At 29.9% G+C, this 12,342-nt stretch carries 8 protein-coding genes and 1 pseudogene; all 9 read left to right on the top strand.

All coding sequences use genetic code 11. The features are described from left to right. The first annotated feature begins 75 nt into the window (after positions 1–75). Positions 76–684 (top strand): metal-dependent hydrolase, encoded by a 609-nt coding sequence (locus tag Ccar_RS19245; RefSeq protein ID WP_007059255.1) that lies wholly within the window; start codon positions 76–78, stop codon positions 682–684. A 46-nt stretch (positions 685–730) separates the two neighbouring features. Beyond that, on the top strand, positions 731–2,599 hold the full coding sequence (gene uvrC / locus Ccar_RS19240; RefSeq protein ID WP_007059256.1) for an excinuclease ABC subunit UvrC: 1,869 nt from the start codon (positions 731–733) through the stop codon (positions 2,597–2,599). A 107-nt stretch (positions 2,600–2,706) separates the two neighbouring features. Beyond that, complete coding sequence (gene murB / locus Ccar_RS19235; RefSeq protein WP_007059257.1) at positions 2,707–3,624, top strand: UDP-N-acetylmuramate dehydrogenase; 918 nt, start codon at positions 2,707–2,709, stop codon at positions 3,622–3,624. Positions 3,625–3,797: 173 nt separating this feature from the next. Further along, a complete protein-coding gene (gene rapZ, locus Ccar_RS19230; RefSeq protein ID WP_007059258.1) occupies positions 3,798–4,682 on the top strand; it encodes an RNase adapter RapZ in 885 nt (294 codons plus the stop codon). After that, positions 4,679–6,013, top strand: coding sequence for a gluconeogenesis factor YvcK family protein (locus tag Ccar_RS19225; RefSeq protein WP_007059259.1), 1,335 nt, complete (start codon positions 4,679–4,681; stop codon positions 6,011–6,013). Before rapZ ends, Ccar_RS19225 begins: the two co-directional genes overlap by 4 nt. A 10-nt stretch (positions 6,014–6,023) precedes the next feature. Further along, positions 6,024–6,977, top strand: a complete 954-nt coding sequence (whiA, locus tag Ccar_RS19220) for a DNA-binding protein WhiA (RefSeq protein ID WP_007059260.1) — start codon at positions 6,024–6,026, stop codon at positions 6,975–6,977. Between the two features lie 9 nt (positions 6,978–6,986). Continuing rightward, a pseudogene (locus Ccar_RS19215) lies at positions 6,987–8,289 on the top strand (DRTGG domain-containing protein). Positions 8,290–8,330: 41 nt separating this feature from the next. Next, on the top strand, positions 8,331–8,621 hold the full coding sequence (locus Ccar_RS19210) for a Dabb family protein (protein WP_007059262.1): 291 nt from the start codon (positions 8,331–8,333) through the stop codon (positions 8,619–8,621). Positions 8,622–8,739: 118 nt separating this feature from the next. Further along, positions 8,740–12,318 (top strand): DNA polymerase III subunit alpha, encoded by a 3,579-nt coding sequence (locus Ccar_RS19205; protein WP_034825513.1) that lies wholly within the window; start codon positions 8,740–8,742, stop codon positions 12,316–12,318. The last annotated feature ends 24 nt before the right edge of the window (positions 12,319–12,342 follow it).

Raw genomic sequence — 12,342 nt, 5'->3', positions numbered from 1 at the left:
ATAGTCAATAATGGGGTTATTTAAATACCATAAAAATATATAAAAATTTGCTTTTATGGTATAAAGGGAGAAAATATGAAGGGGAAAACTCATGCTGGTCTTGGGGTAGTTACTTTTTTATCAGTTTATAATAGTTTACCGGGAAAATTTAACTATATTGGTATGATGGTAGTTATTTTGGCATCAGTTTTGCCGGATATAGACCATCCTAAAAGTATAATAAATAAATATATATTACCATTTAAAAATAAAGCAACAAAAGTTACTTTGTATATGTGTTTGGGTATAATAATTTTATGGTATGATTATTTATATACAAAGCAACCTGCATTCAAGGCATTAGGAGTTTCCTTTATGGTAATAGCTATGTCATCTCACAGGAATGGATTAACCCATAGTTTATCAGGTATGATTATATTTTCTTTTATAGCAGGTTATATAGGAAATATGTACAATATACATTATCTTGTTTACTATTTTATGATAGGTTATGGTATGCATTTGTTATGTGACATGGCAACTAATAGAGGAGTACCACTTTTATATCCTTTTAGAAACAAAAAAGTAAAGTTACCCATTACTTATAAAACCAATTCTAAAATGGGTAATTCTATAGAAGAATTACTTATGATATTTGGACTTATATTTATAATATATAAACTTCCACAAATTTTTATGAAGTGACCTTTGTAAAAGTTAAGTAATATTTAACTATTTTAGGAGTGATTATGTGTTTGATTTTGAATACCATTTAAAGGTTTTACCAGATAAACCAGGTGTGTATTTAATGAAAAATAGCTTAGGTGAAATAATATATGTTGGTAAAGCAAAAGTTTTAAAGAATAGAGTAAAACAGTATTTTCAAAATTCACGAAACCATTCTGAAAAAGTAAAGGCAATGGTAAAGAATATTGCTGAATTTGAATATATAGTTACAGATTCTGAAATGGAAGCTTTAATTTTAGAGTGCAACCTAATAAAAAAGTATACACCAAGGTATAATATATTATTAAAAGATGACAAGCATTATCCTTTTATAAAAATTACGACTAATGAAGACTTTCCAAGAATATTTGTAACTAGAATTTTAGCTAAAGATGGTGGAAAGTACTTTGGACCATATACAGATTCTTCTGCAGTCTATGAAACCATAGAATTTTTAAAGAAGATATTTCCTATTAGAACTTGTAGAAAATTGATAAAAGAGAGTAGTGAAAAGATAAGGCCTTGTTTAAATTATCATATTGGATTATGCAAAGCACCTTGTGGTGGACATATAACTAAAAATGAATATAATAAAATGGTGGGGAATATTATAGAATTATTATCTGGTAAAGATAAAGTTATAATAAATTCATTAACAAGTGATATGGAAGAAGCTTCAGAAAACTTAGAATTTGAAAAGGCAGCAGCATTAAGGGATAAAATTATGGCTGTTAGAAAAATTACAGAGAAACAAAAAATAATAACAGGAAATTTTGAAGATGAAGATTTTATTAATGTTTATAGTGATGAAAAGGACAGCTGTATTCAAGTGTTTTTTCTAAGGAATGGAAAAATAACAGGAAGAGAGCATTTTATAATAGAAAATACAGAAGGTACCAATAATGAAGAGATAATTGCTGATTTTATAAAAGGATTTTATGGAGGAACTGCATATATACCTAAAACAATGTATGTTCCTGAAGTAGAAGATCAAATATTATTGGAACAGTGGTTAGCAATAAAAAGAGGATCTAAGGTAAATGTGAAAATACCTCAAAAAGGAAGTAAGAAGGATACCTTAAATTTAGTACAAAAGAATGCAAAAATGACTTTAGAGAATTTTAAATTGAAATTTATTCAGGATAGAAAGCTATATGATGAATCATTAAAAGATTTGTCTAGTATACTAAGATTAGAGGATATTGCTCATAGAATAGAAGCTTATGATATATCAAACATTCAAGGTGTAGATTCGGTAGGCACTATGGTAGTTTTTGAAGAAGGAAGACCTAAAAATAGTGATTATAGAAGGTTTAAGATAAATACAGTAAAGGGTGCTAATGATTATGAAAGCATGCGTGAAATTTTAACCAGAAGATTTCAGCATGGCTTGGATGAAATAGAAAAAATACAAAAAACAAAATTAGAATTAAGTGCAGGAAAGTTTTGTGTATTCCCTGATTTAATCCTTATGGATGGAGGAAAAGGTCAAGTTAATATAGCACTTGAAGTATTAAAAAAATTTGATATAAATATACCTGTGTGTGGAATGGTTAAAGATGATAAGCATAATACAAGAGGAATTATATACAATAATGAAGAAATTTTGATAGATTCACATTCCAATGTTATGAAGCTTGTTACTAGAATACAAGATGAAGTTCATAGGTTTGCAATAACATATCATAGGAGCTTAAGAAATAAAAGAATTTTGCATTCAATATTGGAGGATATACCCAATGTGGGTGAAAAAAGAAGAAAGGAACTTTTAAAAAGTTTTGGAAGTATAGAAAATATAAAGGTTGCAAAATATGAAGAACTTATAAAGGTACCTTCTATTGATAGAAAGGCAGCAGAAAGTATAATAGAGTACTTTAGAGGTAATGACAAGTAAGATGTTTAAAGAAAATTATAAGCTTAATCAGATAAATCTTGATTAAGCTTAATACATACATTATACTAAATATGATACATAATTTTAATTTTCAAGGAGAATATGTAATGAATAAATTTAAAAACTTTAGTACAAATTTAGCTAAAATATTAGATCCAAGAGATATAGAAATAGATGAACCTATGAAAAATCATACATCGTTTAAAGTAGGAGGACCAGTAGATATACTTGTTACTCCTGAAAATTTCAAACAGGTTGTAGATGTTATAGGCTTTTGTAAGGAAGAAAAAATACCATATTATATAGTAGGTAATGGATCAAATTTATTAGTAAAAGATGGTGGAATAAGAGGCGTAGTTATTAAGCTTTGCAAGTTAGATGCAGTAAGAGTAGAAGGCGACAGGATAATTGCTGAAAGTGGTGTAACTTTAAAAGAATTATCAGACACTGCAATGGAAAATTGTTTAACAGGTTTTGAATTTGCATGTGGCATCCCAGGAAGTATTGGTGGAGCAGCTGCTATGAATGCTGGTGCATATAATGGTGAAATTGTAAATGTAATAGAAAGTGCTAAAATTATAGACAAAGACGGAAACATAAAAGAGTTAGATAAAGAAGCTTTAGAACTTGGATATAGAAGGAGTTCTATATTAAAGTATGGATATACAGTACTTGAAGTAACTCTTAAGCTAGATAAAGGGGATTGCAGTAAAATAAAGGATAGAATAGATGATTTAAATAGAAGAAGAAGTGAAAAGCAACCATTAGAATATGCTTCAGCAGGTAGTACATTTAAAAGACCAGAAGGTTATTTCGCTGCAAAACTTATAGAGGATAGTGGATTAAAGGGTGTAAGTGTTGGTGATGCAGAAGTATCTAAAAAGCATTCTGGATTTATAATAAACAAGGGAAATGCTACAGCAAAAGACATTTTGGATTTGATATCTATTGTTCAAGAAAAAGTTAAAGAAAAATTTGATGTGGAACTTTTAACTGAAGTTAGAATATTAGGCGAGGAACAATAAAAGCTAATTTAATTTTAAAAATGGGGAATTTAACAGTAAAATCTATGTTAAATTCTCCATTTTATATTCTATTCCTTCTTTAAAATTGTTGTGTTATAATTATAAAGAAAAAATTCACTTATGTAATGGTTAAATTTAACTTATATAATTTACTACTTATTGGAGGTTTAGCTATGAGATTTGTTATAGTAACAGGACTGTCAGGTGCAGGTAAAACTCAAGCTATAAGGAATTTAGAAGACTTAGGATATTTTTGTGTAGATAATCTTCCACCTACATTGATACCTAAATTTGCAGAAGCTTGCTACCAGACTGATGGTAAAATAGATAGAATAGCTTTAGTTATAGATATAAGAGGCGGAAAGTTTTTTGATGATTTATTTCAAAGTTTAAAATGTCTAAAAGAGCAAGGATATAAATATGAGATTTTATTTTTAGATGCTTCCGATGAAGTACTCATAAAAAGGTTTAAAGAATCAAGAAGAAAACATCCTTTAGCTCCTGATGGAAGAATATTAAATGGAATATCAATGGAAAGAAACAGATTAAGAGAAGTAAAGGATAGAGCTGATAACATTATAGATACTTCAAATCTCGCTACAAGAGAACTTAGAGAAAAAATTACAGAGATATATGCGGAAGAAGGTCAATTGGAAACTCAGCTTATGATAACAGTGCTTTCATTTGGCTTTAAATATGGTATACCTGTAGATTCTGATTTGGTATTTGATGTAAGATTTCTGCCAAACCCATATTATATACCAGAGTTAAAGAAATACTCTGGTAATGATAAGCCGGTTAGTGATTATGTTATGAATTTTAAAGAAACTCGAAATTTCATAGATAAATTAGAAGATATGCTTGAGTTCTTAATTCCAAATTATTTAAAAGAAGGTAAAAGACAACTAATAGTATCTATTGGATGTACGGGTGGACGACATAGATCTGTGACTATCGCTAATTCTATTTATGAAAAATTAAAAAAGGATGGACACAAAGTTAACATAGATCATAGAGATATAGAAGAAGATGTTAACAAAGGTGGTAAAAAGCTATGAAAATAGTAGATTGGCTTAGGCCAGGCATAAAGGTTAAAAGATGGGTTATGCTTGGAAGTATGGGAATATTATTTATTGTATTTGGCGTACTGGAATTTGTAAATAGAAGACTTTACAGTATGTATTATATATCCTTTTATTTATTTTTAATTGCATCAGGTGTATTTGTTTTATATGTATCTATAATGCAGGGAATGCGCTCAGTAATTGCATTAATAAATAAGGGGTATTTGAATGTATCCATAGATTCTAGAAAACTTGAAAATCTTATATATGAAAAAAGATTATTAGTAAAAGGACCTAAAATTGTAGTTATAGGTGGAGGAACAGGTTTATCTACTATGCTTAGGGGTTTAAAATATTATACTTCTAACATAACGGCTATAGTTACAGTAGCAGATGATGGAGGAGGATCTGGAGATTTAAGAGAAGATCTTGGAATGCTTCCTCCAGGTGACATAAGAAACTGTATTCTTGCATTGGCAGATACTGAGCCATTAATGGAAGATTTGCTTCAGTATAGATTCAAAGATGGAAGATTAAAAAATCAGAGCTTTGGTAACTTATTTTTAGCAGCTATGGATGGGATATCCAGCAATTTTGAAGAAGCTGTTCATAAGATGAGCTCTGTTCTTGCTGTAACGGGAAAGGTTATGCCAGTTACTTTAGATAACGTAATATTAAAAGCAAAATTGAAAAATGGGACTATTGTAGCAGGTGAGTCTAATATTCCTAATGAAGCTATAAAGCAAAATACATCTATTGATAAAATATTTATAGAACCTAAAAATGCAAAACCACTTAAAGAAGCTATAGATGCTATAATGGAAGCGGATGCAATAATACTTGGGCCAGGAAGTCTTTATACTAGTGTTATTCCCAATCTTCTAGTTAAAGATATAGCTGAAGCTGTTAAAAAAACTAATGCTATAAAGTTGTATGTATCAAATATAATGACGCAGCGAGGAGAAACAGATGGCTTTGGTGTTGAAGATCATATAAAAGCTATATTTAAGCATGCAGGCGGGGAAATAGTAGATTATGTTGTTATAAATATAGGCAGGATAGACGATGAATTGGAAGATAAGTACAAAGAAGAAACTTCACATCTAGTTAAAATAGATAACATTGAGGAATTAAAAAGACTTAATGTAAATGTTATAGAGGGTGATTTTATAAGGATTAAAAATGGACTTATAAGACACAACTCTGAAAAACTTGCTTCAATATTGATAGAAACTATTATGGAGAAAAAACTTCTATATGATAGAAGAAAAATTATTGAGTATTTCTATTTATCAGAAAGATTAAAGCAAAATAAGAATAAATAGGAGAATAAAAATGTCATTTTCATTGAAAGTAAAAAATGAAGTTTGTAGATATGTAGAAATGAGTAAATCACAAGCAATAGCTGAATTATCTGCAATAATGAAGGTTAGTGGTACGCTCTTACTTGGTGGAAATAAACAATTTAGTTTCAAAGTTACTACAGAGAATCCTGCTATTGCAAGGTTTGTATTTAAACTATTAAAAGATCATTTTGGTATTCATACAAAAATAATGGTTAAGAAAAGTAATTCGCTTAAAAAAAATAATGTGTATATGATTTTAATTACAGAAGAAATGGGTGTAAAAGACCTTTTAAAAGAAGTAGGATTACTAAAAGAAAGAGAAAATATATTTGCATTAGATTATAGTATACCTGAAGATATATTAGAAGATGAAAATTGCAAAAGAGCATATATAAGGGGAGCTTTTCTAGGAGGAGGAAGCGTGAGTAATCCTGAAAAAACATATCATTTGGAATTTGTTACTCACGATAATGAATATGCTGATGATTTAAGTTCCCTTATAAATCAATATGGATTAAATTCAAAAGTAATACAGAGAAAAAGCAGTTTTATAGTTTACATTAAAGAAGGGGAACAAATAGTAGATTTACTAAATATAATAAGTGCTCATTCCTCCCTTCTGGAGTTAGAGAATGTAAGAATAATGAAGGAAATGAGGAATAATGTAAACAGGCTAGTAAATTGTGAAACCGCTAATTTGAGTAAAACAGTTAATGCGGCTGTAAGGCAGGTTGAAAGTATAAAGATTATTCAAAAAGAGATTGGTCTTACTAGGCTTCCTAAAAATTTACGGGAAATTGCAGAACTTAGATTAAATTACCCTGATGAATCTTTAAAAGAATTAGGAGAAATGTTAAATCCACCAGTAGGAAAATCAGGAGTTAACCATAGACTTAGAAGAATAGAAAAAATAGCAGAGGAAGTTAGAAGAGAAGGAAGGTAGGCTGGGACCGTGTCAAAGCATGAAGATATAATAAAGTATATACTTTCACTTGAAGTTGGAACAAAAATTTCTGTTAGAAGTATAGCTAATGATTTAGGTGTTAGTGATGGAACTGCATATAGAGCAATAAAAGATTCTGATGCTCTAGGTATAGTTACTACTATACCTAGAGTTGGAACTGTAAGGATAGAAAAAGTAGAGAAAAAAAAATATTGAAATGTTAACATATGGTGAAGTAATAAATATCGTTGATGGAACGCTGCTTGGAGGAAAAGACGGTGTATATAAGACTCTTCATAGGTTTGTTATAGGTGCCATGACTATTGATGCTATGGAAAAATATTTAATAGCAGATTGTCTTCTTATAGTTGGAAATAGAGAAGAAGCTCAAAAATTAGCTTTAATGAATCAATGTGGAGTCCTTATAACAGGAGGATTTACATGTAGTGATGAAATTAAAAAATTAGCTAATGAAAGGTGTCTTCCTATAATATCTACTACTTATGATACATTTACTGTTGCTAGTATGATTAACAAGGCTATATCTGAAAATCTTATAAAAAAGGATATAGTTTTAGTTGAAGACATTATGGAAACTAGTCCATACTTTCTTAAGTGTAGTAACACTGTAGGAGAATGGAAAAAAATTATGATGGAAACTAAACATCAAAGATATCCTGTAGTGGATGAAGAAGGAAAACTTACAGGTGTAGTTACGCTTAAGGAGTTGTCTAATAATGATGATTGCGAGCTTGTAGGTAAAATAATGCATAGGGAACCTATAACAGTTACTCCAAAGACTACAGTAGCATATGCGGCACATATAATGGCTTGGGAAGGCATAGAAATGTTTCCAGTAGTCAAAGGAAAAACTTTAATTGGTGTAATAACAAGAAGGGATGTTATTAAGGCTCTTCAATTTATGGATAGACAGCCACAGGCGGCAGAAACATTGGAAGATTTAGTACTTAAGAATTTTGAGTTTAAATTTGACAGTGACAAAGCATATTTTTCAGGGAAAATAACTCCTGAAATGTTAGATCCTATAGGAACTGCTTCTTGGAGTTCATTAAATATGTTAGTATCAACTATGGGTATTATGACACTAAGACAAAAAAATAATGTTAATGTTTTAGTTGATAGCATAAATACTTATTTTATGAAACCTGTGCAAATGGACAGCAAAATACATATATATACGGATATAATAGATACAGGAAGAAATTTTTGTAAGGTACAAATAGATATGTTTGATAATAAAAGAGAACTTATAGCTAAAACATTTTTATCTGCAAAGATATTAAGAAGATAAATAAAAAAATAATCACTAAATAAACGAGGGGGAATGTATTAATGTTTACGCACATAGTATTTTTTAAATTAAAGGACAAAAGCCCAGAGAATGTAGAAAAGGCTGCAAATATTTTAAGAGCCATGGAAGGACAAATACCTCAGTTAAAAGAATTAACTGTTGGGAAAGATGTAGTACATTCAGCTAGATCATTTGATGTTGCAATTATTACAAAGTTTAATTCTCATGAAGAAATGGATGAATATCAAGTGTGTTCATTCCATGTAAATCAAGTATTGGCAAAGTTAAAGCCAATGTTAGAATCATCAGCAGCTATAGATTTTGAAGAGTAAGAAACTAATTATATTAAGCAAAAATAGACCTATTATGATAGTGACTGCCGCAGTATGGGGCAGCTACTATTTTTTGTGCACAATGATATAAATTACTTATTAGTTGACGATAATTAAGATGATAAAAAGAAAGAAGGTGAGGGTAGTGGAAGAGAAGACATATGATTGGGTAAGCTTGCATCAGCATACAGGATATTCTCTGCTAGATTCTTCAGCTAAAATTCCAGAACTTATAAGTAAGGCTAAAGAACTTGGAATGAAGAGTATAGCTATAACAGATCATGGAGTAATGTATGGGTGTGTTGACTTTTATAAAGAGGCTAAAGAACAAGGCATAAAGCCTATAATAGGTTGTGAAGTATATGTTGCAGGAAAGTCTATGCACATAAAGCAGAATGATAAAGAAAATGAAAATTATCATCTTGTGCTGCTTGTAAAAAATGAAACAGGCTATAAAAATCTTATGAAAATAGTTTCCAAGGCTTCTGTAGAAGGATTTTATTATAAGCCTAGAACGGATCATGATTATTTAAAGAAGCACAGTGAAGGATTGATATCACTAAGCGCTTGCTTAGGAGGAGAAATTCAATCTTATATTTTAAAAGGCAATTTGAGCAAAGCAAAGGAAATAGCTCTTTTATATAAAGATATATTTAAAGATGGTTTTTATCTTGAACTTCAATATCATGGCATGGAAGAACAAGAAAAGGTTAATGAGGAACTAATAAAAATGTCCAAAGAATTGGATATACCATTGGTTGCTACAAATGATGTACATTATATAAAAAAAGAAGATTATAAAGCTCATGATGTTTTGTTGTGCATCCAGACAGGAAAAGTTGTAAATGAAGAAAATAGAATGAGATATCCATCAGATGAATTTTATTTAAAATCACCAGAAGAAATGTACAAGATATTTTCTAGGGTGCCTGAAGCTTTAGAAAATACAGTAAAAATAGCTGAGCAGTGTAATTTTGATTATGAATTTCATAAATCTAAGCTTCCTAAATTTCCATTGCCAGAACATGTAGAACCTTATGAATATTTAAGAGATCTATGTTACAAAGGATTAATACAAAGATATAAAGAATTTGAACAGTTAAAGGAAGTCTCATTTAGCATAGAAAGCGTAAATGAATTAGCAGATAGCAATGATGAAGCTAAAAAACTTGTAGAAAGACTAGAATATGAGCTTTCTATCATAAAGCAGATGGGATATGTAGATTATTTCCTAATAGTATGGGATTTTATTAATTTTTCTGTAGAAAATGGGATAATGACAGGTCCAGGAAGAGGGTCTGCAGCAGGATCTATAATTGCATATACATTGGGAATAACTAAAATAGATCCTATTAAATACAGCTTATTGTTTGAAAGGTTTTTAAATCCTGAACGTGTATCTATGCCAGATATAGATTCAGATTTTTGCTATGAAAGACGTGGAGAGGTAATAGACTATGTTGTAAGAAAATATGGAGAGAATAGTGTATCTCAAATTATAACCTTTGGAACTATGGCTGCTAGAGCATGTATAAGAGATGTTGGAAGAGCTATGAATTATCCTTATGCTGAAGTGGATAGAATAGCAAAGATGATACCTGCAGCACCAGGTAAAGCCATAACTATTGATAAAGCATTAGAGTTAAATTCTGAATTGGAAGAAGCCTATGAAAATGAAGAGAGAACAAAAGCGTTAATAGATATAGCTAGGGCTTTGGAAGGACTTCCAAGACATACTTCTACTCATGCAGCAGGTGTAGTTATAGCATCACAGCCTTTAGTTAACTATGTGCCTATGCAAAAAAACGAAGACAATATAGTAACTCAATTTACCATGGGAACATTAGAAGAGTTGGGACTCTTAAAGATGGACTTTTTAGGATTAAGAACTCTAACAGTGCTTAGAGATGCAGTGAGCATGGTTAAGGACAATAAAGGGATAAACATAGACTTAGATAAAATAGATTATGATGATAAAAATGTATATAAGATGATAGGAGAAGGTAAAACTGTAGGCATATTTCAGTTAGAATCTGCAGGAATGACATCTTTCATGAAAGAATTAAGACCGGATTCTTTGGAGGATATCATAGCAGGAATCAGTCTTTATAGACCAGGGCCTATGGCAGAAATACCTAAATATATTAGCAATAAAAATAATCCTGAAGGTATTGAATATTTAACACCTGAATTAGAATCCATATTGGGCGTAACCTATGGATGTATGGTATATCAGGAGCAGGTTATGGAGATAGTTAGAAAGCTTGCGGGATACTCTATGGGTAGAAGTGACTTAGTAAGACGTGCTATGTCTAAAAAGAAACATCATGTAATGGAAGAGGAAAGACATAATTTCATATATGGTATAGTAGATGAAGAAGGAGTAGAAAAAGTTCCAGGATGCATAAAGAATGGAATATCCGAAGATGCTGCTGATAAGATATTTGATTCCATGATGGATTTTGCAAGTTATGCATTTAATAAAAGTCATGCTGCGTCTTATGCAGTAGTGGCATTTCAAACAGCTTACATGATACATTATTATCCAACTGAATATATTGCCGCTATGTTAAACAGTGTAAAGGGTGATAACGAAAAGGTTGCATACTATACTAGATTTGCGGATGAAATAGGAATTCAAGTTTTAACTCCAAATATAAATGAAAGCTATGCTAAGTTTACAGTTAAGGAAGATAAAATAAGATTTGGACTTTCTGCTATTAAAAATGTAGGAGAAAATGTAATAGATAGTATAGTAAAATCAAGAGAACGTAAAGGTGTATTTTCAAACTTAGTTGATTTCTGCAATAAGATAGATGTTTCATGCATAAATAAAAGAGTAGTAGAAAGTCTTATAAAAGCAGGAGCCTTTGATTGTTTTAAGGTATATAGATCAAAATTACTTGCAGTCTATGAAAAGGTATTGGATGGAGTAAGTAATTCTAGAAAAAAAAATATAGATGGACAATTGAGTCTTTTTACAGATTTTAAAAAGATAGAAGTTAAGATAGAATATCCTGAAATAAAGGAATTTGAAAAAAGGCATATTTTAGCTATGGAAAAAGAAATGACAGGACTTTATTTATCAGGACATCCTTTAGAAGAATATGAAAAAAGTTTATCACTGCAAACTAGTGCTAAAATATCAGACATAATAGGTGATGAATCTTTAGAAGATGGAACAGTTGGGCAGCAGTCTAAATTAAAGGATGGAGATAAAGTAATTATAGGTGGTATTATAAATTCAGTAACAAAAAAAGTAACTAGAAATAATGATATGATGGCTTTTATAAAATTAGAAGATTTATATGGAGTAATAGAAATTATAATATTCCCAAAAGTATTTCAAAAATATAGAACTTTAGTAGATGAAGATAGTATAGTAATAGTAAAGGGAAGAGTGAGTATAAGAGAAGAGGAACAGCCTAAAATATTATGTGAAAGCCTAGAACCTGTAATAAAGGAAAATGGTGAAAAGTTATATATACAAATAGAAGATGAAAGTAGTTTAAAAAATGTGCTTCATGAAACTAAATCTTTGTTTTTAGATTTTAAAGGAAATGTACCTGTATATTTTTGTACTAAAAAGGAAAGAAAGAAATTTAGATTGGATAGGGATTTATGGATAAATAATGATATAGAACTGTTATCTAATCTTAGGAAAATGTTTGGAGATAAAAATGTTAAAGTAATTTAAAATTATTAAGTATATTTTTTTATA

Origin of the sequence: Clostridium carboxidivorans P7 (assembly GCF_001038625.1) — a bacterium.
In the GTDB taxonomy this organism is placed as follows: Bacteria; Bacillota; Clostridia; order Clostridiales; family Clostridiaceae; genus Clostridium_AM; species Clostridium_AM carboxidivorans.
Note: the sequence above shows the minus strand (reverse complement) of the source record. Positions and strands in the feature narration are given on the sequence as shown.

Bases quoted from the DNA above. Each gene is read 5' to 3' on its own strand.
- Ccar_RS19245 (WP_007059255.1), top strand. From the start codon at position 76: ATGAAGGGGAAAACTCATGCTGGTCTTGGGGTAGTTACTTTTTTATCA.
- Ccar_RS19225 (WP_007059259.1), top strand. From the start codon at position 4,679: ATGAAAATAGTAGATTGGCTTAGGCCAGGCATAAAGGTTAAAAGATGG.
- Ccar_RS19205 (WP_034825513.1), top strand. From the start codon at position 8,740: ATGATAAAAAGAAAGAAGGTGAGGGTAGTGGAAGAGAAGACATATGAT.
- rapZ (WP_007059258.1), top strand. From the start codon at position 3,798: ATGAGATTTGTTATAGTAACAGGACTGTCAGGTGCAGGTAAAACTCAA.
- murB (WP_007059257.1), top strand. From the start codon at position 2,707: ATGAATAAATTTAAAAACTTTAGTACAAATTTAGCTAAAATATTAGAT.
- whiA (WP_007059260.1), top strand. From the start codon at position 6,024: ATGTCATTTTCATTGAAAGTAAAAAATGAAGTTTGTAGATATGTAGAA.
- Ccar_RS19210 (WP_007059262.1), top strand. From the start codon at position 8,331: ATGTTTACGCACATAGTATTTTTTAAATTAAAGGACAAAAGCCCAGAG.